Origin of the sequence: Caulobacter sp. Root1472, from assembly GCF_001426985.1 — a bacterium.
In the GTDB taxonomy this organism is placed as follows: Bacteria; Pseudomonadota; Alphaproteobacteria; order Caulobacterales; family Caulobacteraceae; genus Caulobacter; species Caulobacter rhizosphaerae.
This window is the reverse complement of record NZ_LMFX01000052.1, coordinates 94759-116824: the sequence shown is the minus strand read 5'-3', so window position 1 is coordinate 116824 and position 22066 is coordinate 94759. Positions and strand designations below refer to the sequence as shown.

The window sequence follows — 22066 nt, the reverse complement described above, 5'->3', positions numbered from 1 at the left end:
TACGAAGTGAGTTCGTCACTCAGGTTGATGAGGATCGGCGTCAAAGCCGCTCGAGTTCGACGGTCATGGGGACGTTCCAGCCGCCGATATTGTCGTGCAGGACGATCACGGCCTTGTAGACGCCCTTGGGGTCCTTGGTCTCGAAGCTCATCTTCGGCACGGCCCGGATGTTGTCGAAGATGGCGTCCGGCAGGGTCACAGGGCCTTGATAGGCCGGCAGGTCCTTCAACGATCCGCCTTCGAGAGTCTTACCGTCGGGACCGATGAAGTCGACGTCGAAGGTAACGTCGATACGTCCTTGGGAGTCGCGTTGCGGGCCCTTGAACATCAACTTCAACGCCGCGATCTCACCGACCTTCAGGGCGTCGATCTTGGTCACTCGCGGCGTCTCGCTGGGCGGCTTCTCGAACTCGGAGGCTTGGCTGTCGGGGATGAAGATCGCCACGGCGGACACCGGGCCGTTCTTGTAGGGCAGAGCCTCGGCCTGTCGCGGCGTCGGCGGTGCACGGAGCGCGGGCGGTGCGACATCGGCCTGGGCCGCCGGAACGACCGTCGCGGCCAGCGCCAGCGCCGCGAGCGCGCCGATTGTCTTGCGCATGCTCATCACGTCCTCCGTCGCCCGCTTCCGGGCGGAATTCGATCGACGACCTGTCTAGGGCGTCTTGAGGCGTTTCAAAACCCCGCCGCGAACCGTAGGGCGGCCACACGACGCGCAGCAAAAAGCCCTCCGGTTCGCACCGGAGGGCTCTTCAGATCGCAATCGGGACGAACCCGAAAAAGACCTTAAGCGGCCAGGGCGGCGCGGACCTTGTCAGCGATGGCCTTGAACGCGACCGGGTCGTTGCCCGCGATGTCCGAGAGGACCTTGCGGTCGATCACGATACCCGCCACGTCCAGGCCGTGGATAAACTGCGAGTAGGTGAAACCCTCGACGCGAGCGCCGGCGTTGATGCGTTGGATCCACAGCGAACGGAAGGCGCGCTTGCGCACCTTGCGGTCGCGATACGCGTATTGGCCGGCCTTGTCGACGGCGGCCTTGGCGGTGCGGATGGTGTTCTTGCGGCGGCCGTAGAAGCCTTTCGCCTGTTCAAGAACCTTCTTGTGCTTGGCGTGGGCGGTGACGCCACGTTTAACGCGAGCCATGTGTCAGCGCTCCTCTTAAAGGCCGTAGGGCAGGTACGAACGGATGGTCTTGGCGTCAGCCTCGCTCATCACCTTCGTTCCGCGGTTTTGGCGGATGTACTTGCCGTTGTGGCCGATCAGACGGTGGCGCTTGCCGGCGACGCCGGCCTTCAGCTTGCCCGTGGCGGTGATCTTGAAGCGCTTCTTCGCGCCCGACTTGGTCTTCAACTTAGGCATTTCGCGTCGGAGCGTTTAACGGCCCCGTCCTCTAGAGAAGCATGACGAACCGCCATGGCATGCCAAACTGGCCAGGCGGTTCCGGAAAGGCGGGGTTAGTACGGGAAAGGGCCGGAGAAGGCAAGCGCCGTCTCCGGCCCTTCGCCGGCGCCCGCTGAGCCTAGTTCGGCGGGTTGTTCTTCTCGAGGAAGGTGACGGTGGCCGACAGCATCTGCTGGCGGGTGGCCTCGCGAGAAAGCCAGTGGTCCTCTTCGCGGAGATCCACGAACTCGACGGGCTTGCCGGCCTTCTCCAGGGCGCGGCGCATGCCCGTGCTCTGCTCGTAGCGCACGACGGTGTCTTCCTTGCCGTGGATCAGCAACACCGGGCCGTCGGCCTCGGAGGCGTGGCGCTCGGGCGAGCGCTCGTCGAGCTTGGGATCGTTGGCCGAAGTAACCCCGAAATAGCGCTTGTCGTGGCGCACGATCGGACTCTCCTCGCGATAACGCAGAATTTCGAAATTGATCATCTGTCGCACGTCGCCGATGCCCGCCACCGACACGGCGCAGCGATAGACGCCCTTATCCATCGTGATGCCGGCCAAGGCGGCGTAGCCGCCGTAACTGGCGCCCGTGATGCACACGCGCTTGGGATCGATGATCCCCTGCTTGGCCAGGAAACGCACGCCATCCGACAGGTCGGTCTGCATCTTCCCGCCCCACTCGCCGTCGCTGGCGCGGATGAAGCCATGGCCGCGTCCGGTGGAGCCGCGGAAATTGGGTTGCAGCACGGCATAGCCGCGCGAGGCCAGGGCCTGGGCCCACCAGTCGAAGCCTGCCTCGTCGCGGGCCTGCGGTCCGCCGTGGGGCAGGACGATCAGGGGCAAGCCCTTGGCCACCTTGCCCTGAGGCAGGGTGAGATATCCCTCGATCATCAGGCCATCGCCGGCCGCGTATTTGATCGCCCGCACTTCGGCGACGTCGCCGCCGGCGAGGCCGGGATAGGCCGAGCCGACCTTGCTGAGCTTCTTAGCGGTGAGATCCAGCAGATAGTAACCGCCGGGCTCGCCTGTGCCTTCGACATAGGCCACGATCTTTGTGTAGTCGGGCGTATGCGACTGCAAAGTCATCTGGCGGCCAGGGAACACGCTAGTGATCATCGACCAGGCGGCGGCGAGGCGGGGCTCGTCGAAGTGATATTGTCTGTAACCGGCGTCGGTGACCGTGCCGATCACGTGATTGGAATTGTCCGAGACGATGCGGAACGGCTGGTCGGGGCCGTAGAGTTCGCCCAGCTTGCCGTCGGCGATTGAGACATTGGCCAATCGATATTCGCCAGTCTTCTCATCTTGGATCGTCATCACCACGGACTTCTCGTCCAGGGACAAACCCCGCATTGCGGGGCCGTCGAGCGGCGCGGTCGTAACATAGCCGTCGACCCACTTACCGTTCTTGCGCAGTTCCATCGCCCATCGCGCATTCTCGCGATGATAGGTCGTGCGAGCGATCACCGTGCCGTCGGTCTTGAATAGGTAGTCGCCGGTCTCGGTGTCGCCCATCTGCACCATGGCGGCGATGCCGGTGTCGAGATCGACGCGATACAGGTCAAAGCGCCCCGCCTGCCACGACTTGGCTTCCTCGCCGGCATAGAACTGGGTGAACACCGTAGGCTTGCCGTCCACGACGCCGCCGATTGGGTCGGAGCTGAGGACGTTGTTGATCGTCTCGTACGAGCGCTTGGGAATCTGGACCGAGGCTCCGGTCTTGATGTTGATACTCGTCGCCTGGAACTGTTCGCCAACATAGGTGACGTATTCGATAGCCTGGGTGCGCGAGACCTCGGCCACCACGTGGCCGGGATCGGCCCACATGACGCCGCGCATCTTGACCTTGCCGAAGTCGACGGACTGCACTTCGCCGCCGTTCAGCGGCTGGATGATCACCCGGCTGGTCCCGCCGTCATGGGCAATATAGGCCAGATTGGCGCCGTCGCTTGAGATCTCGACGTCCGAGATCGCCGGCAGACGGCCATAGGCTTCGAGCGGCCCGGCCAGGGCGGCGCTCGACGAGACCAGCACCGTCAAGGCGACGCCGGCGAACAACTTCAACATGCAAAACCCCCAACTCAACGTGCAAGGCTTAGCGACGCACGGTGAAGCTGTCGAGGGTCAGGCGGCGGCCTTGACCCGGTTTTCGATGGTCCAGGCGAAGGCCACCGCCGGCAGCATCAGCGCCGCGCCCAGCCAGTAGGGCCCGCCGACCACCAGGCCGAACAGCGGGCCGGCCAGCATCGGTCCGGTCATGCGGGCCAGCGAGCCGGCCGCCATGTTCAGGCCCAGCATGGCGCCCTGCTTGTCGGACGGGGCGGCGCGCGAGATCAGGGCGGCCACGCAGGGGAAGACCAGGGACTGGCCGAACGCCGTGCAGCCCACGACCAGCGGCACGAAGGCCGAGGTGGGGACGAACGGCGTCAGGCTCAGGCTCACGGCGATGATCGCCAGCCCCGTGGTCAGCACCTTGGCCTCGCCGAACCGCCGCGCCAGCCGACCGGTGATCAGCCCCTGGCCGACCGAGGCGATGATCCCGATCACCGCGAAGCACAGGCCCACCTGCTTCGGCCCCCAGCCGAACCGCGCCTGGGTCCACAGGCCGAACACCGATTCCATGCCGGCGAAGGCGGCGGTGGAGATCAGGGTGACCAGGAGCACGCGCGACAGCACGGGATGGCCGGCCGCGGCGGCCAGATGGTCGCGCCGACGCTCCACGGGGGCGTCCTTGTGGCTGGGCGCGCGGCTCTCGACCACGAACAGGAAGACCCCCAGGGCGGCGATCGCGGCCAGGACGGCGGCGGTCAGCAGCGGGATCTGGAAGGCCAGGCGGCCGGTGTCGGAATGGCCGAAGGCCTTGGCCAGGCCCGGCAGCAGGCCGCCCAGGGTAGGGCCGACCACGAAGCCCATGCCGAACGCCGCGCCCAGCAGGCCCATGCGGCCGGCGCGCTTTTCGGGCGGGGTGACGTCGGCCATGTAGCCCTGGATCGTCGAGATGTTGCCGCTGCCAAAACCGCTGGCCAGGCGGATGGCGAAAGCCCAGGCGATGTTCGGCGCGAAGGCCAGCGCCAGATAGGACAGGGTGTTGGCCAGGATGGTGACGATCAGCACCGGCCGCCGGCCGATGCGGTCGGACAGGCGTCCCCAGAACGGCTCGGCGATGAACTGCCCCAGCGAATAGGCCGAGAACATCGCCGTCACCTGCCAGGCGCTGGCGTTCAGCGACTTGGCGTAGAAGGGCAGCAGCGGGATGACCAGGCCGAAGCCCACCAGATTGATGAACACCACCAGCAGCAGGACATAGAGCGCGCGAGGACTGGCGTCCGGCGTCTTCGCGGCGGCGGGGGCGGGCGAGGCGGTCGGCGTGTTCATCAGGCGGCGCGGTTTACGCCTCATCGCCCGCCGTGGCGACCGCTATCGGAGATTTCAGATAGCGGTCGTTCAGTCGCGTCGGATGGTCCGTCAGTTCGGCGGGTTGTTCTTCTCCAGGAAGTCGACCACCGAGGTCAGCATCTGCAGGCGGGTGGCGCCGCGCGACAGCCAGTGATCCTCCCCGGCCAGAGTGACCAGTTCCACCGGCTTGCCGGCCTTCTTCATGGCGCTGGCCATGATCGTGCTCTGGACATAGGGCACGACCGTATCGTCCTTGCCGTGGATCAGCAGCAGGGGGATCTCGACCTTGTCGGCCATCTTGGCCGGCGAAATCGCGGCCAGGTCGGGGTCCTTGAGGCCGTCGGCCCCCATGAACCGCAGCCAGTAGCGCAAGGTGGAATTGTTGCTGGATTCAAAGCGGCTGTTGCTGTCGACCAGCATCCGCTTCAGGTCGGCGGGGCCGGCGACCGAGGCGGCGCAGCGATAGACGCCGGGGTCCATTGTCGCGCCCGCCAGGGCGGCGTAGCCGCCGTAGCTGGCGCCGACGATACAGACGCGCTTGGGATCGATCGTCCCCTGCTTGGCCAGAATGCGAACACCGTCCGACAGATCGGTCTGCATGGCCTTGCCCCATTGGCCGAAGCCGGCCTGGACGAACTTCCAGCCAAAGCCTTCCGAGCCTCGGAAATTGGGTTGCAGCACCGCATAGCCGCGCGAGGCCAAGGCCTGGCTCCACCAGTCGAAGCCCAGGGTGTCGCGGCCCTCCGGACCGCCGTGCGGCAGCACCACCAGGGGCAGGTTCTTGGCCGCCTTGCCGCGCGGCAAGGTCAGGTAGCCGGTGATCTCCAGGCCGTCGGCGGCCTTGTACTTGATCGGCTTGACCTCCGACACGCCCTCGGGCGTCAGGTCCTTGTAGACTTCGGCCAGGAAGCGGGCGCTCTTGGCGTTGAGGTCAACCAAGGCGTAGGCGGGGCCCATGGTCGGGGAATCGACCTGGACCACCACCTTGCGCCGATCGTCGGACCACGAGACCAGGGAAACTTGATCCCCGAGGAAGGCCTTGACCACGGCGTTCCAACTGGCCTGGGCCTTGGCGTCGAAGAAGGTGTAGTGGCGCTCGTCCCCCACCAGGCTGAAACCGCCCACCAGGCGGGAGCCGTCCGGCGCGTGGATCAGGCTGTCGTAGGTGTCGCTGTCGGGCACGACGGCGTGGCTGCCATCCAGGGCGTATTCGTGCAGCACGGTCTTGTCGGTGTCTTCGCCGTCGTTCATCCAGACCAGCACGGTCTTGCCGTCGCGGCCGATGCCGCTGAGCCCGCGGGAGCCCATCTTGGAGATGGTCTTCTCCGCCGTGATCCAGCCCTTGGCGGTCTTGATCCTGAGGCTCCAGGCGCCCTGCTTCTGGTCGTAGAGCGATTGGGCCAGCGGCTGTCCCTCGGGAGAAACCAGCCAGTCGTCGGTGTCATCGCTCCCGCCGCTGTCCAGCATCCGGGTGACGCCGGTCTTCAGGTTGACCTTGTAGAGCGTGTTCCAGCCGCGATTGTCATTGAAATGCACGCCCTCGACAAAGGCGTAGGGCGCGCCGTCGATAAACCGGACATCCGGCGTCTCAAGGATCACGTTCATCGCGTTTTCCTGGTTGGCCATCAGCGCGGTTTGCTTGTGGGTGACCAGATTGTAGTCGAACCCCATCAGATATTCGCGCTTCGGCCCGGCCAGACCAAACACCTCGGCCGCCATCGAAGTGGTGACGAGCACGTGCTCGGGTCCCGCCCATTGCAGAGCGCGCAGCTTCTTGTCGCCGAAGTTCAAGGCGGCCAGCGCCTTGCCGCCTTCCGCCGCCTCGCGGATGACCATCATCCGCTTCTCGCCGTCGGTGAGGGAGATGGCCAGCTTCGTCCCGTCCGGCGAAATCTCGACCTGCTCGACATTGGGCAGACCGCCATAGACCGAGAGCGGCGTGACCTCGGCCGATGCGGCGACGGCGCAGACGGCCGCGGCCATGACGAAACCGGCCGTTGCGGCGGCCAACCCATTCTTCGACACGCGTAGATCCCCCAAACTCCGCTTAAATTAGCAAAGCTCGCCCTACTGTCGAGCTTGTTTGCGTCGTCTGGTTGCGCGAGGGGCCAAGAAAAACGCCCCGACCTTGCGGCCGGGGCGTTCTGCAGAACTTGGCGGAAAGCGCCGATTCCTTAGCGCGGGGCCAGGATCATGATCATCTGGCGGCCTTCCATGCGCGGCTCGTACTCGACCTTGGCCACTTCTTCGAAGTCGGCCTTGACCTTGAGCAGGAGCTTCATACCCAGTTCGGGGTGCGCCATTTCCCGGCCCCGGAAACGCAGGGTCACCTTGACCTTGTCGCCTTCCTCGAAGAACCGGTGCATCGACTTGGCCTTCACGTCGTAGTCGTGAATGTCGATGTTGGGGCGCAGCTTGATTTCCTTGAGCTCGACGATCTTCTGCCGCTTGCGAGCCTCGTTCTTCTTCTTCTGCTCCTGGAACTTGAACTTGCCGTAGTCCAGGATCTTGCAGACTGGAGGGTTCGCGTTCGGCACGATCTCGACCAGGTCCAGGCCGGCTTCCTCGGCCGCTTCCAGGGCGGCGGAAATCGGCATCTCGCCTTGCTTCTCGCCGTTCTGGTCGATCAGCAGGACGCGGGGGACCCGAATGTCTTCGTTGATACGCGGACCATCCTTGACGGGCGGCGTTTGCATAGGACGGCGAATAGGGCGGCTCCGGTGTTGTTTTAGGGCTTTTTGCCGCCGGACCTGATGATCCGGAAGCGTATCGTTGAATGAGTTCGCGCGGAGTCCAGGGGACGCCGCGTTCGCAAGTGATATATGACGAAGGACTCCCGCGCTATCAAGGCGCATGCGCGTCCAAGGCCCGCCTTTTAAGGGGCGGACGCGTCAAGAAGGGGCCAAGGGGGCGAAACGTCGAGGTCGGGACGACCTTCCCTCCAGTCGCGATCCTTTCCGCCCGTCCATGAACACGCCGCCCGCCACCGCCCGCCACACCCCGATCGAGGACGTCCACGCCCTGCTGATCGGCTCCAGCTTCATCGCCGTGGGCCTGACCCTGCTGAAGGCGGCCGGCCTGACCACGGGCGGGATGGCGGGCGTGGCCCTGATCCTCTCCTATCTGACCCACTGGCCGGTCGGGGTGCTGTTTTTCCTGCTGAACATCCCGTTCTACGTGCTGGCCCAGCGCACCCTGGGCTGGATGTTCACCGGCAAGACCCTGATCACCAACCTGCTGCTCGCCGGCCTGGCCCTGGGCATGCCGGCCTGGCTGAAGATCACCACGGTCGATCCGGTCTTCGCCGCGATCTTCGGCGGCACGATCCTGGGCATGGGCATCCTGGCCCTGGCGCGGCACAAGTCCAGCGTCGGCGGGATCGGGGTGCTGGCCCTGTGGCTCTACGAAAAGCGCGGGATCAGCGCAGGCAAGGTGCAGATGGCGTCCGACTGCCTGATCGTGGCCGCGGCCTTCGCCGTGATCAGCTGGGACAAGCTGCTGCTGTCGATCCTCTCGGCCGTGGCGCTCAGCGCGGTGATCATCGCCAACCACAAGCCGGGACGGTACGAGGGGTATTGAAGTTTTTGTCTTTCCCTCCCCCTTGCGGGGAGGGTGGCCCGCGTAGCGGGTCGGGTGGGGGGAGCCGCCGCAATGAGGCCCTGCACCGCGCCTGCGGCGCCCCACCCGTCGGCTTCGCCGACACCCTCCCATGACGGGGAGGGGGGGTCATTCAGGATATTGGGCTCAGCGCGGCAGCAGCGCGATCGCCGCGCTGGCCACGGTGCTGACCGGCAAGGCCTTAAGGTCGGGCGAGCGGATCACCGTCACGTGGCCGCGGGGGCCGCACAGCTCAGGGTCCGAGGCGTCGGAGAACAGGGCGATGGTCGGGGCGCCGGCCGCCGCCAGCAGGTGGGTCGGGCCGGTGTCGTTGCCGACGGCCAGGACCGCCTTGGCGCCCAGTACGGCCAGCTGGGCGAAGTCGGTGCGGCCGGTCAGGTCGCGGGCCTGGCCCACCGTCTTCTGGATCTGCCGGGCCATGGCGCTTTCCTGCGGGCCGCCGATGATCACGATGTCCAGGCCGCGCGCCTTCAGCAGGGCGGCGAGCTGGGCGTAGCTTTCGGTCGGCCAGCGCTTCTCGGGCCGGTGGGCCGAGCCGCCGGGCACCAGCAGCACATAAGGACGCGGGGCGGCGGCGCTAGCCACCGGCCGCGCCTCCTTTGTGCGGCGCAGGATCCAGGACAGGTCCGGGGCGGGGGCGGCGCCCGGCGCGGTGGGGGCGTCGGGCCAGATGCCAGCCTGCTTCAGCTGGTCGGCCTGCCGTTCCAGCGTGTGCATGTGATAGCGGGCCTTGCCGCGCTGGGGCAGGGCGCAGCCGGCCGCGATGCCCGACCATTGCGGCGGGAACGGTCGCAGGGCCTGGAAGTACCAGTTGGTGCGGCTGTTGGTCTGCAGGTCGTAGACGCGGTCGTAGCGAGCCTGGCGCAGCCGGCTCAGCATGGCGGTCAGTTCGCCGAAGTCGCTGGGCCGACCGTCCGTCTCGACGCTGTTGAAGTAGGGGGACAGCTTGGCCAGGGCTTCGAAGGGCGGGGTGGTCAGCAGGGTGATCTTGGCGCGCGGATGGGCTTCGCGGATCTTCTTCATCGCCGCCAGGGCCAGAACGAAATCGCCGAGGGCGCCCAGTTTGATCACCAGGACCTTCTTGATTTCCTTGCTCAACGCTTCGTCTCCAGAACCCGTGCGTAGACCTTGAGCGTTGCTTCGACCATCGCGTCAACCGAATAGAGTTTCCGGGCCCGCGAGCGCGCCGCCATGCCCATGACCTGGCGCCGGGCCGCCCCCGACTCGCAGGCATTGGACAGGGCTTCGGCCCAGGCCTCGGGGTCGCCGGGCTTGACCAGCCAGCCGGTCTCGCCGTTGACCACGGTCTCGCGCGCCGCCCCGTGGTCGGCGGCCATCACCGGCTTGCCCATCACTTGCGGCTCGACCGCGGTGCGACCAAAAGCTTCCGGCTCCAGCGAAGGGGCGATGGCCAGGTCCGCCACCAGATAGGCGGCCGGCATGTCGTCGCAGTGGCCGACCAGCCTGACGCTGTCCTGCAGCCCGGCCTGGGCGATCATGTGCTCCAGCTCCGCGCGATAGGCCTTGCGGCCCTGGTCGTCGCCGACCAGCAGCAGCAGGATGCGGGTGTCGGAGATCGCCTTCAGCCGCGCCATGGCCTCGATGACCAGGGCCTGGCCCTTCCACCGGGTCAGGCGGCCGGCCAGCAGCACCTTCAGCCGTCGGTCCTCGGCCTGGACGCCCCAGGCGTCGCGCAGCGCCTTGACCCGCTCGGCCGAGACCAGGCCGGGCTCGAAGCGGGTCAGGTCGACGCCGCGCGGGATGGCCACCACCCGGTCGGCGGGAACGCCATGCTCGGCGATCACATGGGCGCGGGTATATTCCGAATTGGCGATCACCAGGTCGCCCTTGGTCATCACCGCGTTGTACCAGCGCTTGAGGTTGGATCTGGCGTTGTAGACGCCGTGATAGGTGGCCACGAACGGCACCTTGGTGGCGTGGGCGGCCCACAGGGCGCTGAAGGCCGGGGCGCGCGAACGGGCGTGGACCAGGCTCACCTTTTCGCGCCGGATCAGGTCGATCATCCGCGCGGCGTTGCCCAGCATGATCAGCGGGTTCTTCGACTGGGCCGGCATCTGGGCCAGGCGGCCGCCGTCGGCCTCCAGCCGCGCGGCCATGCGGCCGCCCTTGGTGGCGACCAGGGCCTTGCCGCCCTGGGCGATCACGCCGTGGGCCACGTCGATGGTCGTCTGCTCGGCGCCGCCGGTTTCCAGTTCCGGGGTCACCTGCAAAAGCGTGAAATCGTCGGGGAGGATGGACACGCGTTGCCCTAACGAGGTTTGAGGGGTCGTAGTTACCGAAATGAACAAGGCCGCGCCATGACCGATTCCCTTCAGCACCTCGTTCGCAACGACAATCTGCGGTTGGCGTACCGCGTCGTCCATGGATCCCAACCCACGGTCGTGTGGCTGGGCGGGTTCCACTCCGACATGACCGGGACCAAGGCCCAGGTTCTGGCCGACCAGGCGCGGGCGACCGGCGGCGGCTATATCCGCTTCGACTATTTCGGCCACGGCGAGTCGGACGGCGCCTTCGAGGACGGCACGATCACCCGCTGGCGCGAGGACGCCCTGGCGGTGATCGACGCGCTGACCGAGGGACCACTGGTGCTGGTGGGCTCGTCGATGGGCGGCTGGCTGGCCTGCCTGGCGGCCATCGCCCGGCCCGACCGGGTCAAAGCCCTGGTGCTGGTCGCCCCCGCGCCGGACTTCACCGAGAAGCTGATGGCGCCGGAACTGTCGGAAGAGGCGAAGGCGGCGATCGCCCGCGACGGCCGCTGGGTCCGGCCGTCCGAGTACGACGACGGCGGCTATCCGATCACGCGCGCGTTGCTGGAGGATGGGGCGCGCTGGTCGATCCTGCCAGGGCCCGTGCCAATCGAGGTTCCGGTGCGGGTGCTGCAGGGCGGCGCCGATCCCGACGTGCCCTGGACTCACGCCCTGGAGCTGGCCAACGCCCTGAACGCCGACGATGTGGTCTTCACACTGGTCAAGGACGGCGACCACCGGCTGTCCCGGCCGCAGGACCTGGAACGGCTGATCGCGGCGGTGGCCGAGGCGCGGGGGCTGGCAGAGCCCGTCGAAGACGATCCGGTGGCCCGCCGGTTGGCTCGGGCCGCCCGGGCCCGCGCGGCGGGCCAGGCGCCCGCGACCGCGTGGGCGGCGGCCGACATGGGGCCGGACGAGGAATAGCTGGCCTTTTGCGGCGTCAGTCGTATGGTGTGTTCACGATTTGTTCGAGAAGGCCGATGGCGAAATCCGCTCCTCTTCGCATTGAGCTCGACAGCGATCTTGATCGGCGACTGTCCGAGGTCGCGGAAGTCATGGACCAGCCCAAGACGGCGCTCGTCGAGCAAGCCGTGCGCGATTTCCTCGAAGTGCGCGATTGGCAGGACGCCGCGATCGACGAAGGCTTGCGGGCGGCCGAGGAAGGCCGGGTCTTCGAACACGACGAAATCGTTGAATGGGTCGCTTCTTGGGATACGCCGAACGAACGGCCTATGCCCACGCGCGACCGACGCATGCGCGTCGTCTGGACCGAGCCGGCTAAGCGCGATCTTGCCTCCGCTCGGGCGTAGAGCGCCCAAGATCGCCCATTGCAGCGGCGGGTCAGATCCAGCGGATCGTCACGGTTGTCGGGCGACTTAGCGACTTTCCCAACATTGGTCGGCCGGGGCGCCGCGGTGGCGCGCGCGAACTCGTTGTTCCTGGAGGCCCCTTCATCGTCGCGTACAAGGTCCGTGGCGAGGAGATCGAGGTTCTCAGGGTCTTCCATGGCTCTCGCCGCTGGCCGGATAGCCTCTAATGGCCCGCCGCCAAAATCGCCGCCAAGCCCTCCCGATACGTCGGATACTTCGGCCGCCAGTCCAGCTCGGCCTTGGCCAGGGCGTTCGAGACGCGCTTGTTCTCGGCGTAGAAGCGCCGGGTGGCGGGCGAAAGGCCCAGTTCGTTGAACGGCAGGTCGGGCGGCACGGGAACGCCCAGCAGGCTGGCGGCGTGCTCCATCACGTCCTGGGGCGGGGCGGGTTCGTCATCGACCAGGTTGTAGACGCCGCCGGCCCGGGGCTTGTCCAGCGAGGCCAGCAGACCCGAGACGATGTCCTCAAGGTGGATGCGGCTGAACACCTGGCCCGGCTTGACGATGCGGCGGCCCTCGCCGACCCGCAGGCGGTCCAGGGCGCTGCGGCCGGGACCGTAGATGCCGGGCAGGCGGAAGGTGGTCACCGTCAGCCCCATGCCGCGGCCCACCTGGCGCCAGTCGCGCTCGGCGCCGACGCGGCGGGCGCCCTCGACCGACTGGGCCTTCAGGGGCGAGCTCTCGAACACCCAGCGGCCCTCGAAGTCGCCATAGACGCCGGTGGTCGACAGGTAGCCGATCCAATCGGGAAAGGCCTCCGCCGCCGCCAAGGCGGGGATCGTCGCCTCCAAGCCGGGGCAGCCGTCGGCGGTCGGCGGGGCGGTGACGAGCACGGCGTTGACGCCGGTTAAAGCCGCGGTCATGGCGGTCCGGTCGTCGCCGTCGACCGGCTCGATCCCCAGGGCGCGCAGTTCCGCGGCGCGCTCGGCGTCGCGCGCCGTCGCCGCAACGCTCCAGCCCCTGGCCATCAGCGCCTCGGCGAAGGCCTGGCCGACATAGCCCAATCCGAACACGAACAGACGCAAGACGCTCAAATCCCCGAAACGAAGGGGCGATTGAGCGGACAAAACGAGCGTTCGCGCAAGAAGAAGATCCTCCTCCCGTGTACGCGATTGGGGACAGGCCCATGGGCCTGTCCCCGGCCGAGGACCGCCGGTCCCGCGTGTTGTCCACAATGACGCGCTCGAACCCGCGTCAGACCGCTTGCCAACCGCAAGGCGCTCTGCCATAAGCCGCCTCCTCGTCGCGGGGCGCTGTTTCAGCCCTCGCCGATGCGGGCGTAGCTCAGTGGTAGAGCACAACCTTGCCAAGGTTGGGGTCGAGAGTTCGAATCTCTTCGCCCGCTCCATTTTCCGGTTCTCCGGCGATGGAACGAGACCCGAAATATCCCGGATGCGGGCGTAGCTCAGTGGTAGAGCACAACCTTGCCAAGGTTGGGGTCGAGAGTTCGAATCTCTTCGCCCGCTCCAATTTCCCTTCCAGAATTTGAAGCGTGACGCATCCGGCCGAGGCCTGATAGGCCTATGGAACCCGTTGCGCGGGCCGCCGTTGCTGATCGGTGATCACCTGCTGAGCGGGTGACGGGCTGGGGTGCTGGACCATGACTGAATACGTTCTTCGACGCTTGCGCGCGGGCCGTCTGGTGACGATCGTGGCGGTGCTGGCCTTGGCCGGCTCCGCCCAGGCCCAGACGCACGCCAAGCCCGACTATCCGATCAAGAAGCCCGCGACCTCGGCGCCGGCGTCCGAGCCGGCGCCTGACAAACCCGACAAGAAGGATGCGGACAAGCCGGAGGGCGAGGAGTCCGGCTGGACCCAGGCGCGCAAGAAATCCGTCGAGATCGGCACCCAGCCGGCGCGCGACGTCGGCGTCATGAAGCGCCAGATCCCGCCGATCCTGATCACGGCGCAGGAAGATCCCTACAGCCTCAAGGGCCTGAAGACCTGCAAGCAGCTGGCCGCCGAGGTCACGAACCTCAACGAGGTGCTGGGCCCCGACTATGTGGTCGGCAATGAGCTGAAGGAGAATCGCGCCGGCAAGCTGGCCGAGGCCGGCGGCAAGACGGTGATCAACACCATCATCCCGTTCCGCAGCATCGTGCGAGAACTGACCGGCGCGGCCCCGGCCGATCGCCGCATGAACGCCGCCGTCGACGCCGGCCTGGCGCGGCGCGGCTTCCTGCGGGGCGTGCACGCCAAGCAGAAGTGCCGCACGCCGTTCTAGCGGCGGCCTCTTCCGCTCAGCCTTCTAGCCGGCGGCGATTCCTGATCTAACCTTCGCGGTGAACCTGCGGAGTTTCCGATGTCCAAGCGCGTCCTTCTGGGCCTCGCCGTCGCCCTGGCCCTGAACGGCGCCGCCGTGGCCGCGACGCCCAAGGCCGACGCCGCGAGCGCGTCCGAGCGCCTGGCCCAGGCGGTCAAGGCCTACGAGGCGTCCGGCGCGGGCGAGGATGACGGCGAGGGCGGGGCTGACGACGCTTCGCGCTTCAGGTTCCCGCCGGTCGGGCCCAAGGCCGACGCCGACCGCAAGGCTCTGCTGGCCTCGGCCCGCCAGTCCCTGAACGGCGTCGACCTGTCCGCCCTGACGGCGAACCAGCGGCTGACCCACGCCATCCTGAAATGGAGCCTGGACGAGCGGCTGGAAGGCCTGTCATTCGACGAGGCCCGGATGCCGTTCAGCACCGACGGCGGCTTCGACGTCATCCTGCTGTACCGCGCCAACGGCATGCGGCTGAAGTCCGAGGCCGAGGCCCGGCAATGGATCGCCCTGCTGGCCCAGACGCCCGATTGGTACGCCGCCAACATCGCCAACGCCCGGCGCGGGGTGGCGACCGGCTTCGTCCAGGCTGTCCCCACCGCCCAGGCCGTGCTGGATCGGGCCCGGCGCACGGCCGCCACGCCCCTGGCGGATGATCCGCTCCTGGTCCCGCTGCGCAACCTGCCGGCCAGCCTTCCCGCCGAGCGCAGGGCCGCCCTGCTGGCCGAGGGAACCCGGATGGTGACCGACAAGGTCGCCCCGGCCCGCGCCGGCTTCGTGACCTTCATGGAGACCGAATACGTTCCCCACGCCGCCCGGAGCCTGGCGGCGTCGGACCTGCCCGAGGGCCAGCGCTACTACGCCTTCCTGGTGCGCCGCCACACGACCACGACCCTGACCGCCGACCAGGTCCACGCCCTGGGCCAGTCGGAGGTGGCGCGCATCCGGGCGCGGATGGAGGTCGTGATGAAGCAGGCCGGCTTCCAGGGCGACCTGCCGGCCTTCATCGCCTATCTGCGCAAGGATCCGCGCTTCTACGCCACCAGCCGCCAGCAACTGCTGGAAAAGGCCAGCGAGATCGCCAAACGGGCCGACGACCAGTTGCCCTCCCACTTCGGGACCCTGCCGCGCCTGACCTACGGCGTGCGGCCCGTGCCGGCCAGCATCGAGCAGGGCTACACCACCGGCCGCTATTTCGGCGGCGATCCCAAGACCGGTCGGGCCGGCGGCCTGATGATCAACACCTCGGCCCTGGACCAGCGGCCGCTCTACGAACTGCCCGCCCTGGTGCTGCACGAGGGCGCGCCGGGCCACCACATCCAGACCTCGCTAGCTCAGGAACAGACCGGCGTTCCGGACTTCCGCAAGACCATCTATTTCAACGCCTATGGCGAAGGGTGGGGCCTCTATTCCGAATGGCTGGGCGAGGAAATGGGGCTCTATCGCGACCCCTATGAGCTGTTCGGCCGGCTGTCCTACGAGATGTGGCGCGCCTGCCGGCTGGTGGCCGACACCGGGATCCACGCCAAGCACTGGACGATCGACCAGGCCAAGGCCTGCTTCCTCGACAACACCGCCCTGTCGCCGACCAATATCGACGTCGAGGTGGCCCGCTACGTCTCCTGGCCCGGCCAGGCCCTGGCCTACAAGGTGGGCGAGTTGAAGATCCTGGAGCTGCGCCACCGGGCCGAGGCGGCGTTGGGCGACCGCTTCGACGAGCGCGCCTTCCACGACGCGGTGCTGCTGAACGGCTCGTTGCCGCTGGCGGTGCTGGAGGCGAAGATCGACGCTTGGATCGCCGAGCGGCGGAAGGGGTAGGAGGGGCTACAAGCCGGTCCTGAAGGCTTGGGCGATCAGGTCGCGCACCGGCGCGGAAGCATGCGAGTACAATACGATGTTCCCCGCCGGCAGGGGAGGAAGCTCGCCTTGCCGCCTCTGAAGGCCCGGCGGGAGGGTTTCAGGGCCGAAGGCGCTGACGCCCAGGCCCTCGCGCACGGCCGCCTGCAAACTCAGCACAGAGCCGCCCTGAAAGCTGAAGCGCCAGGAGATCCCAGCCTGGTCAAGCGCCTTGGTCATCGCCGCCTTGACCCCGCATGGGCCTCGCAGAGCCACGAGATCCACGCCGCCGGCGAGATTTGCGCCCGAGGTCGCGCCCGCCCAGACCAGTGGCTGACGCAGGAGCAGCGCGCCCTCACGTCGACTGGCGTCTTGCCTAACGATCGCCGCATCGGCCTTGCCGCCGTCGAACACCGCGCGCATCTCGGCCGACAATCCCGTGACGACCTCGACCTCGACGAGCCGCTGGCGAGCCTGCAGCGCCTTGACGATCTCGGCCAGCCGACCTCCGGCGGCGTGATCGCTGACCGCTAGGCGCAGGCGCGCCATCGGCGCCGCACCCCCCGTGTTCATCTCATCCAGCGTCAGGTCGTTGAGGCGAAGAATCTCGCGCGCGCGCCCCAGGAACGCTTGTCCCGCCGCGGTCAGGCCTAGATTGCGCGGCGTCCGGGACAGCAGCCGGGCACCGAGCGCGCGTTCAAGCTTATCGATGCGGACGCTGATCGCTGATTGTGTGGCCCCGAGGGCCTCGCCCGCAGCGGTGAAGCTCCTGAAGTCCACGGCGGCCACGAAGGCTCGAATCTGAGTGAGATCCAGATCTCGCATCGGCATTCCAATTCGTAATCATTGCGACAATTTAAATGTCGTTGTGGAATGTATGGCGTCCCTCATATTTGGTCCACCCCAGCCCATCAGGAGGCTCGAATGCCGATCATCACCGTTCACATCGCCCCGACCCGCGACATGTCCGATCTGGAGCAAAAGGTGGCCCACCGGGTCGTCGACCTCGTCAGTCGCATCCTGCGCAAGCCCGCCGAGGTCACGGCCGTGATCGTCGAGCGGGTGAACCCCGCCGTCTGGTTCGTGGCCGGCCGTTCGCTGCTGGATCAGGACAAGGCGAGCTACTGGCTATCGGTGAAGGTCGTGGACGGCACGAACACGAAGGACGAGAAGGCGCAGTTCCTCTCCGCCCTGTTCGAGGCGATGGGCGACCTGTTGGGCGATCTGCACCCGGAGAGCTACGGCTATGTGGAAGAGGTCTTCGCCGACAGTTACGGCTTCGGCGGCGTGACGCAGGAGCGTCGCTATGTCGAAAAGGTGCTGGCGGGCGCGGCGGGACGATAGGCGTTCCGGGCTTCGGGCGAAAGCACCGCGCCTGGAACCCGCCGTCAAAACCCCCTATCACCCCGCTAAACAAGGGGACCCTACCACATGGCGCGCATCACCGTCCTGGGCGAATGCATGGTCGAGCTGTCGCCGGAGGGCGAGGGGCTGCACCGGATGGGGTTTGCCGGCGACACCTTCAACACTGCCGTCTACATGGCGCGGCTGGGCGACGCGGTCGCCTACTGCACGGCCCTGGGCAAGGGCGACCCGTTCAGCGACGGCGCCCTGGCCGCCATGCGCCGTGAGGGGCTGGACACCCGCCTGGTGCGCGAGGCCGAGAACCGCCTGCCGGGCCTCTACGCCATCGTGCTGGACGACAGCGGCGAGCGGAAATTCCACTACTGGCGCGAGCGGGCGCCGATCCGCGACCTGTTCTCGCAGCACACCGCCGACCAGTTGATCGCCGCCGCCAAGGCCAGCGACCTGGTCTATCTGTCGGGCGTCACCCTGGCGGTGATCGGCGACATCGGCCGGGCGCGGCTGAAGGACATCCTCGCCTATGTCCATTCCCTGGGCGTGGCCTTGGCCCTGGACTTCAATTATCGCCCGGCCCTGTGGGCCAGTCCCGAGGCGGCGCGGGAAGCCCTGGACGGCGTCGTGCCCGCGTGCCGCTACGTGTTGCTGAGCAGCGAGGACAGCCGCCCGCTGTACGGTCGCGAGGCCGAGGACCTGGCCGTCGAATGGGCCGCTCCAGGAACCGGGTTTGGGGCCGAGGTGGTGGCGCGGGACGAGAGCCATGCGGTCAATGTCCATACCCCCGAAGGGCGGATCGCCACGCCCGCACCGGTCAGGGTCAAGGCTCTGGACACCACCGGCGCGGGCGACAGCTTCAACGCCGCCTACCTGTCCTCGCGCCTGGCCGGCCTGCCCGTCGAGACCGCCGTTTCGCGGGGCCACGACCTCGCCGCGGCGGTGGTCGCCTGCAAGGGCGCGATCATCCCGCCGCCCTCTATGCCCGTTTGGTCGCGGGGATAGAGAGCGGTCGGCCTCAACGCAATCAAAGGTTTATATTCCTACTAGACGCGCGTAATAGGAAAGTTATCCTCACTGCCGGAATATCGACCTAGACTCAGGGTCGAAGGGCGTCACGGGGACGCCGTTTCGCAGGGGGAAGCCGATGCTGGCTCAAGCTCTCGAGGATCTGTGGGCGATCTCGCCCGACCCGCGCCGCGACCGGTTGACGGCCGCGTTCATCACCCACGCCGTGGCCCTGGCCACCGGGGTTTCGCCGTCCGACATCGCCTCGGCCAAGCGCACCAGCAAGGCGGCGGCGCGAGCCCGGCAGATCGCCATCTATCTGGCGCATGTCAATTTCAACTGGCCGCTGATCCGGGTGGCCTTCGCCTTCAACCGCGACCGCAGCACCTGCGGCTACGCCTGTACGCGCATCGAGGACATGCGCGAGAACGCCGACTTCGACGCCCGGATGAGCGTGCTGGAGGCCTGCGTGAAACAGGCGCCCGACACCATCCCCGAACTGACCCAGATCGGTATCGAACAAGGCTTGGGACGATGAGCGCCGCGTTCGAGCGGGCGCTGGAGGCCGAGCGCCTGGCCGCCCGCGCCGAGCGGCTGCTGCGGCGGCCAGGGGCGCTGATCGAGGTCAAGGGTCTGGGCTATGTGGTCCGGTTCGGACCACGCCGCGCGGCCATGCTGACCGTGGACGAGGCCGCCTTCCGCGTGCTGGCCCGCGACGGCGCCCTGGCTCCGCGCCGGGAAGGCGGCTGGCGGCTGGTCAAGCCGCTGGCCCCGCCGAGCCCGCCGCCGGGACGTCCGGGGGTGATCGAGGGCGAGCGCGTGGTGATCGAGGGCAGCAGCGAGCACGTGGTGCTCAAGGCCAATCTCGGCGAGTCGCCCCTGGCCTGGCTGGCTCGGCGCGGCGGGCTGGAGCCGGTGGAGATCTGCGCCGGCGAGCGGTTGCGCGAGGATTTCCAGAAGGCCGGCACGGTCGGCCACCTGACCATGAACTGGGACGCCCAGCCGCGCGGAAGCGGTAGCGGCCAGGGGCCGGAACCGGCGCTCCGGGCCAGGGCGGCCAAGGACCGGATCGCCGCGGCCCTGGCGGCGGTCGGCCCCGGCCTGCGGGAGATGCTGGAGCGGGTGTGCCTAGCGGAAACGGCCCTGCAGGTCGCCGAACGCGAACTGAAGCTGCCCAGGCGGGCGGGCAAGACGGTGCTGAAGCTGGCGCTGCAGCGGCTGGCGATGCACTACCGGATGGTTTGAACAGACGCCTTTCCCTCCCCTTCATGGGGAGGGTGGCCTCCGAAGGAGGTCGGGTGGGGCTTGGTGACTCGGCAGACCCCACCCACCAGCTTCGCTGGTCCCCCCTCCCCATGAAGGGGGGGGAAGAGCCAGAAATTGAAATGCTCCGACTAAGACCTAGTGCTTCAGCATGTGCTTGATGTCGCGCATCTGGTCGTGGCCGGACTTGACCGAGGTCCAGGCCTTTTCGATCGCCGCGCGGGTCTGGGGCTGGACGTCGCTGTCCTGGAGGGCCTTTTCGAACTTAGCCTTGATATAGTCCTCGCCGGACTCGACCTCGTTGACCACGGCCTCGTCGCCCTTGGTCAGGCTGTCCTTGAGATTGACGAAGGCGCGGTGGGCGGCGGCCAGGATGGTGCCGTCGTCCTTGGCCTCGCCGCCCAGCCGGCGGACCTCGTCCTGCAGCTCCGAGGCCACCGAGCGGCGTTCCTGGGCCCGTTGCTGGAACAGGGTCTTGAAGCGGACGCCGTCGGCGTCCTTGGCGGCTTCCGCATAGCCGTCGGCGCTGTCGATGGTGGTCTCGACCAAGCTGTTGACGAGCTTGATGTGGTCTTCGTTGGTGTGGGGCATGAAGGCTCTCCGTGAAAGAGGACCGGCCTGGCGCCGGTCGGCCGTGGAGGGGGGACCGGCCTAACGCGGGCCGGCCGCGAAAGGTTCGATGCGGGGCTTCAGCGGAGCTTTCAGTGCGGACGGACCGGCAGCTTGCTGCCCAGGAAGCTCCAGGCGGTGGTGGCCGCGGCGATGGCCGGACCGCGCGTGCGGCGGTTGAGCAGCAGCACGGCCACCGCGCCGGCCCCGAGCACGGCCAGGGCGACCGGGACCTTGCGGCCCGCCAGGGTGATCTTGCCCTGGGCGTCGGGTCTCAGCGCGTAGTCGGCCGGCGGCGAGACCGCATAGGGGTCGGCGGGCGTCTTCTGGAACAGGCCCGAGACCTTGTCGGAGAGCGTGGACAGCAGACCCTGCCGCGCTTGGGCGGGCGTGCCGTAGGAGGCGTCGTAGGCGGCCATGGGAAGCTCCTTGGAAAGTGGAAGCTTCGATAACGCGGGGCCGGCGGGGTTGATCCCGCACGGCCCTCGCCGCCGGGGCGATCCCGGCGACGAGGGCGGCGTCGGTCGCTAGCGCAGGCCGCCGGAGACGACGATCACCTCGCCGGTCACCCAGCCGGCGTCGGCCGAGGCCAGGAAGGTCGCCACCGGAGCGATGTCGGTCGGCTGGCCCAGGCGGCCCAGCGGCGTCTGGGAGACCAGGTGCTTTTCGAAGTCGGTGCCGATGATGCCGGCGTCGTGCACGCCTTCGGTCTCGGTGCCGCCGGGGCTGATGGCGTTGACCCGGATGTTGCGCGGGCCCAGCTCCTTGGCCAGGATCCGCGTGATGGCGTTCACCGACGCCTTGGTGGCGGTGTAGACCGAGGCCGTGGGCAGGTTCAGCTCCACGGCGTTCGAGCTGATGTTGATGATGCTGCCACCCAGCGGGCCGAACTGACGGGCCGCCTCCTGGCTGGCCAGCAGCAGGCCCAGCACGTTGGTGTCGAACTGGCGGCGGAACTCGTCCTCGGTCACCTCGTCCAGCGGGGCGAAACGATAGACGCCGGCGTTGTTGACCAGCACGTCTACCGCCCCGAACGCGGCCTTGGCCTCGGCGAACAGCCGGGTCACGTCGGCCCCCTTGGACACGTCCCCCTGCACCGCCACGGCCTTGCCGCCGGCGGCGACGATCTCGGCCACCACCTTGTCGGCGCCCTCGCGGCTGGTGGCGTAGTTGACGACCACGGCCGCGCCTTCGGCGGCCAGCGCCTTGGCGACGCCGGCGCCGATGCCCTTGGATGCGCCGGTCACCACGGCGGTCTTGCCTGAAAGCTTGCTCATCGAATTCTCTCCATGCCGCCTCGTGGCGACACTTCGATAGTTAGATGATCATCGAAACGATTCAAGGCGCGGAGCCTGATGAAAAAGCGATGACGGCTTCAGATTTCGGCCAGCTGGGCCAGATAGGCGTTCAGGACGTCGCGCTGGAGCACCAGAAAGGCGAACTTGCCCGACCGGCAGATGCGCACCAGGCCCGAGACTTCGAGCTCCTTGATGTGGTGGGACAGGGTTGCGGCGCTGACCTGCTGGGCCTGGACCAGGCCGCCGCAGGGCGTGGGGTCGCTGCTGGCCCCGATTTCCTTGAGGATCTGCAGCCGGCGCGGCTCGGCCAGCGCCTTGGCGATCAGGGCGGTCTGCTGTTCGGACAGGATGACGGCCGGTTCGGTCATATCCGACATATGACGGCGGCCCGGCTCGGGCGCAACGCCG

At 67.7% G+C, this 22066-nt stretch carries 24 protein-coding genes, 2 tRNA genes and 1 pseudogene; 12 read left to right on the top strand and 15 right to left on the bottom strand.

Annotated features, from left to right (window positions below):
• Positions 1-40 precede the first annotated feature (40 nt).
• The 7 genes from ASD47_RS25785 to infC form a co-directional block, all read right to left on the bottom strand.
• A complete protein-coding gene (locus tag ASD47_RS25785; protein ID WP_156402443.1) occupies positions 41-598 on the bottom strand; it encodes a hypothetical protein in 558 nt (185 codons plus the stop codon).
• A gap of 185 nt (positions 599-783) precedes the next feature.
• Positions 784-1143, bottom strand: a complete 360-nt coding sequence (gene rplT / locus ASD47_RS25780) for a 50S ribosomal protein L20 (RefSeq protein WP_035072778.1) — start codon at positions 1141-1143, stop codon at positions 784-786.
• A 15-nt stretch (positions 1144-1158) separates the two neighbouring features.
• Positions 1159-1359, bottom strand: coding sequence for a 50S ribosomal protein L35 (rpmI, locus tag ASD47_RS25775; RefSeq protein WP_018061454.1), 201 nt, complete (start codon positions 1357-1359; stop codon positions 1159-1161).
• A 160-nt stretch (positions 1360-1519) separates the two neighbouring features.
• Positions 1520-3448, bottom strand: a complete 1929-nt coding sequence (locus ASD47_RS25770; RefSeq protein ID WP_056762847.1) for a S9 family peptidase — start codon at positions 3446-3448, stop codon at positions 1520-1522.
• Between the two features lie 57 nt (positions 3449-3505).
• Positions 3506-4756: an MFS transporter gene (locus ASD47_RS25765; protein ID WP_056762843.1), complete on the bottom strand. Its 1251-nt coding sequence runs from the start codon at positions 4754-4756 to the stop codon at positions 3506-3508.
• A gap of 90 nt (positions 4757-4846) precedes the next feature.
• Complete coding sequence (locus ASD47_RS25760) at positions 4847-6760, bottom strand: S9 family peptidase (RefSeq protein ID WP_056762983.1); 1914 nt, start codon at positions 6758-6760, stop codon at positions 4847-4849.
• A gap of 191 nt (positions 6761-6951) precedes the next feature.
• On the bottom strand, positions 6952-7473 hold the full coding sequence (gene infC, locus ASD47_RS25755; protein ID WP_035072784.1) for a translation initiation factor IF-3: 522 nt from the start codon (positions 7471-7473) through the stop codon (positions 6952-6954).
• Between the two features lie 271 nt (positions 7474-7744).
• Between infC and ASD47_RS25750 the strand changes: the two genes are divergently transcribed.
• The gene (locus ASD47_RS25750) at positions 7745-8356 is read left to right on the top strand and encodes a YitT family protein (protein ID WP_056762837.1); all 612 of its coding nucleotides are present in this window, start codon (positions 7745-7747) and stop codon (positions 8354-8356) included.
• A 165-nt stretch (positions 8357-8521) separates the two neighbouring features.
• Here the strand turns inward: ASD47_RS25750 and ASD47_RS25745 are convergent, their stop codons facing one another.
• On the bottom strand, positions 8522-9493 hold the full coding sequence (locus ASD47_RS25745) for a glycosyltransferase family 9 protein (protein WP_056762834.1): 972 nt from the start codon (positions 9491-9493) through the stop codon (positions 8522-8524).
• Positions 9490-10656, bottom strand: a complete 1167-nt coding sequence (locus ASD47_RS25740) for a glycosyltransferase family 4 protein (protein ID WP_056762831.1) — start codon at positions 10654-10656, stop codon at positions 9490-9492. Before ASD47_RS25740 ends, ASD47_RS25745 begins: the two co-directional genes overlap by 4 nt.
• Before the next feature lie 57 nt (positions 10657-10713).
• Here ASD47_RS25740 and ASD47_RS25735 point away from each other — a divergent pair, with 57 nt between their 5' ends.
• The 3 genes and pseudogenes from ASD47_RS25735 to ASD47_RS27880 all read left to right on the top strand — a co-directional run bounded on the left by ASD47_RS25735 (position 10714) and on the right by ASD47_RS27880 (position 12199).
• On the top strand, positions 10714-11586 hold the full coding sequence (locus ASD47_RS25735) for an alpha/beta fold hydrolase (RefSeq protein WP_056762828.1): 873 nt from the start codon (positions 10714-10716) through the stop codon (positions 11584-11586).
• A gap of 56 nt (positions 11587-11642) precedes the next feature.
• Positions 11643-11909 (top strand): annotated as a pseudogene (locus ASD47_RS25730) (CopG family ribbon-helix-helix protein); the annotation flags it as partial.
• A gap of 80 nt (positions 11910-11989) precedes the next feature.
• A complete protein-coding gene (locus ASD47_RS27880; protein ID WP_156402446.1) occupies positions 11990-12199 on the top strand; it encodes a type II toxin-antitoxin system RelE/ParE family toxin in 210 nt (69 codons plus the stop codon).
• On the opposite strand, the gene ASD47_RS25725 is transcribed toward ASD47_RS27880, so the two are convergent.
• Entirely contained in the window at positions 12196-13056 is an 861-nt protein-coding gene (locus tag ASD47_RS25725; RefSeq protein ID WP_056762824.1) for an SDR family oxidoreductase, read from the bottom strand. The genes ASD47_RS27880 and ASD47_RS25725 overlap by 4 nt on opposite strands.
• 248 nt (positions 13057-13304) lie before the next feature.
• Between ASD47_RS25725 and ASD47_RS25720 the strand changes: the two genes are divergently transcribed.
• The 4 genes from ASD47_RS25720 (at position 13305) to ASD47_RS25705 (ending at position 16106) form a co-directional block, all read left to right on the top strand.
• A tRNA-Gly gene (locus tag ASD47_RS25720) sits at positions 13305-13379 on the top strand.
• 46 nt (positions 13380-13425) lie between these two features.
• Positions 13426-13500, top strand: a tRNA-Gly gene (locus tag ASD47_RS25715).
• 131 nt (positions 13501-13631) lie between these two features.
• Positions 13632-14255 (top strand): hypothetical protein, encoded by a 624-nt coding sequence (locus ASD47_RS25710; protein ID WP_056762821.1) that lies wholly within the window; start codon positions 13632-13634, stop codon positions 14253-14255.
• Positions 14256-14333: 78 nt separating this feature from the next.
• Positions 14334-16106, top strand: coding sequence for a DUF885 family protein (locus ASD47_RS25705; protein ID WP_056762818.1), 1773 nt, complete (start codon positions 14334-14336; stop codon positions 16104-16106).
• 6 nt (positions 16107-16112) lie between these two features.
• Here the strand turns inward: ASD47_RS25705 and ASD47_RS25700 are convergent, their stop codons facing one another.
• A complete protein-coding gene (locus ASD47_RS25700; protein WP_162251714.1) occupies positions 16113-16949 on the bottom strand; it encodes a LysR family transcriptional regulator in 837 nt (278 codons plus the stop codon).
• A gap of 99 nt (positions 16950-17048) precedes the next feature.
• Here ASD47_RS25700 and ASD47_RS25695 point away from each other — a divergent pair, with 99 nt between their 5' ends.
• From ASD47_RS25695 to ASD47_RS25680, 4 genes are all read left to right on the top strand, one after another.
• On the top strand, positions 17049-17468 hold the full coding sequence (locus ASD47_RS25695; protein WP_056762814.1) for a 4-oxalocrotonate tautomerase family protein: 420 nt from the start codon (positions 17049-17051) through the stop codon (positions 17466-17468).
• A gap of 87 nt (positions 17469-17555) precedes the next feature.
• Positions 17556-18485: a sugar kinase gene (locus ASD47_RS25690; RefSeq protein WP_056762811.1), complete on the top strand. Its 930-nt coding sequence runs from the start codon at positions 17556-17558 to the stop codon at positions 18483-18485.
• A 142-nt stretch (positions 18486-18627) separates the two neighbouring features.
• Complete coding sequence (locus ASD47_RS25685) at positions 18628-19026, top strand: helix-turn-helix domain-containing protein (protein ID WP_056762810.1); 399 nt, start codon at positions 18628-18630, stop codon at positions 19024-19026.
• The gene (locus tag ASD47_RS25680; protein WP_056762808.1) at positions 19023-19733 is read left to right on the top strand and encodes a DUF6456 domain-containing protein; all 711 of its coding nucleotides are present in this window, start codon (positions 19023-19025) and stop codon (positions 19731-19733) included. The genes ASD47_RS25685 and ASD47_RS25680 overlap by 4 nt, the downstream gene beginning before the upstream one ends.
• 156 nt (positions 19734-19889) lie before the next feature.
• Here the strand turns inward: ASD47_RS25680 and ASD47_RS25675 are convergent, their stop codons facing one another.
• The 4 genes from ASD47_RS25675 to ASD47_RS25660 form a co-directional block, all read right to left on the bottom strand.
• Positions 19890-20342, bottom strand: coding sequence for a PA2169 family four-helix-bundle protein (locus tag ASD47_RS25675; RefSeq protein ID WP_056762806.1), 453 nt, complete (start codon positions 20340-20342; stop codon positions 19890-19892).
• Positions 20343-20452: 110 nt separating this feature from the next.
• A complete protein-coding gene (locus ASD47_RS25670) occupies positions 20453-20779 on the bottom strand; it encodes a hypothetical protein (RefSeq protein WP_056762804.1) in 327 nt (108 codons plus the stop codon).
• Between the two features lie 108 nt (positions 20780-20887).
• Entirely contained in the window at positions 20888-21637 is a 750-nt protein-coding gene (locus tag ASD47_RS25665; RefSeq protein ID WP_056762802.1) for a glucose 1-dehydrogenase, read from the bottom strand.
• A gap of 98 nt (positions 21638-21735) precedes the next feature.
• On the bottom strand, positions 21736-22026 hold the full coding sequence (locus ASD47_RS25660) for a helix-turn-helix transcriptional regulator (protein ID WP_056762981.1): 291 nt from the start codon (positions 22024-22026) through the stop codon (positions 21736-21738).
• Between the last annotated feature and the right edge of the window lie 40 nt (positions 22027-22066).

What these genes read in the sequence shown, in the direction of transcription:
- ASD47_RS25785 (WP_156402443.1), bottom strand. Translation starts at nt 598, where the DNA reads ATGCGCAAGACAATCGGCGCGCTCGCGGCGCTGGCGCTGGCCGCGACG.
- rplT (WP_035072778.1), bottom strand. Translation starts at nt 1,143, where the DNA reads ATGGCTCGCGTTAAACGTGGCGTCACCGCCCACGCCAAGCACAAGAAG.
- rpmI (WP_018061454.1), bottom strand. Translation starts at nt 1,359, where the DNA reads ATGCCTAAGTTGAAGACCAAGTCGGGCGCGAAGAAGCGCTTCAAGATC.
- ASD47_RS25770 (WP_056762847.1), bottom strand. Translation starts at nt 3,448, where the DNA reads ATGTTGAAGTTGTTCGCCGGCGTCGCCTTGACGGTGCTGGTCTCGTCG.
- ASD47_RS25765 (WP_056762843.1), bottom strand. Translation starts at nt 4,756, where the DNA reads ATGAACACGCCGACCGCCTCGCCCGCCCCCGCCGCCGCGAAGACGCCG.
- ASD47_RS25760 (WP_056762983.1), bottom strand. Translation starts at nt 6,760, where the DNA reads ATGGCCGCGGCCGTCTGCGCCGTCGCCGCATCGGCCGAGGTCACGCCG.
- infC (WP_035072784.1), bottom strand. Translation starts at nt 7,473, where the DNA reads ATGCAAACGCCGCCCGTCAAGGATGGTCCGCGTATCAACGAAGACATT.
- ASD47_RS25750 (WP_056762837.1), top strand. Translation starts at nt 7,745, where the DNA reads ATGAACACGCCGCCCGCCACCGCCCGCCACACCCCGATCGAGGACGTC.
- ASD47_RS25735 (WP_056762828.1), top strand. Translation starts at nt 10,714, where the DNA reads ATGACCGATTCCCTTCAGCACCTCGTTCGCAACGACAATCTGCGGTTG.
- ASD47_RS25710 (WP_056762821.1), top strand. Translation starts at nt 13,632, where the DNA reads ATGACTGAATACGTTCTTCGACGCTTGCGCGCGGGCCGTCTGGTGACG.
- ASD47_RS25705 (WP_056762818.1), top strand. Translation starts at nt 14,334, where the DNA reads ATGTCCAAGCGCGTCCTTCTGGGCCTCGCCGTCGCCCTGGCCCTGAAC.
- ASD47_RS25700 (WP_162251714.1), bottom strand. Translation starts at nt 16,949, where the DNA reads ATGCGAGATCTGGATCTCACTCAGATTCGAGCCTTCGTGGCCGCCGTG.
- ASD47_RS25695 (WP_056762814.1), top strand. Translation starts at nt 17,049, where the DNA reads ATGCCGATCATCACCGTTCACATCGCCCCGACCCGCGACATGTCCGAT.
- ASD47_RS25690 (WP_056762811.1), top strand. Translation starts at nt 17,556, where the DNA reads ATGGCGCGCATCACCGTCCTGGGCGAATGCATGGTCGAGCTGTCGCCG.
- ASD47_RS25685 (WP_056762810.1), top strand. Translation starts at nt 18,628, where the DNA reads ATGCTGGCTCAAGCTCTCGAGGATCTGTGGGCGATCTCGCCCGACCCG.
- ASD47_RS25680 (WP_056762808.1), top strand. Translation starts at nt 19,023, where the DNA reads ATGAGCGCCGCGTTCGAGCGGGCGCTGGAGGCCGAGCGCCTGGCCGCC.
- ASD47_RS25675 (WP_056762806.1), bottom strand. Translation starts at nt 20,342, where the DNA reads ATGCCCCACACCAACGAAGACCACATCAAGCTCGTCAACAGCTTGGTC.
- ASD47_RS25670 (WP_056762804.1), bottom strand. Translation starts at nt 20,779, where the DNA reads ATGGCCGCCTACGACGCCTCCTACGGCACGCCCGCCCAAGCGCGGCAG.
- ASD47_RS25665 (WP_056762802.1), bottom strand. Translation starts at nt 21,637, where the DNA reads ATGAGCAAGCTTTCAGGCAAGACCGCCGTGGTGACCGGCGCATCCAAG.
- ASD47_RS25660 (WP_056762981.1), bottom strand. Translation starts at nt 22,026, where the DNA reads ATGACCGAACCGGCCGTCATCCTGTCCGAACAGCAGACCGCCCTGATC.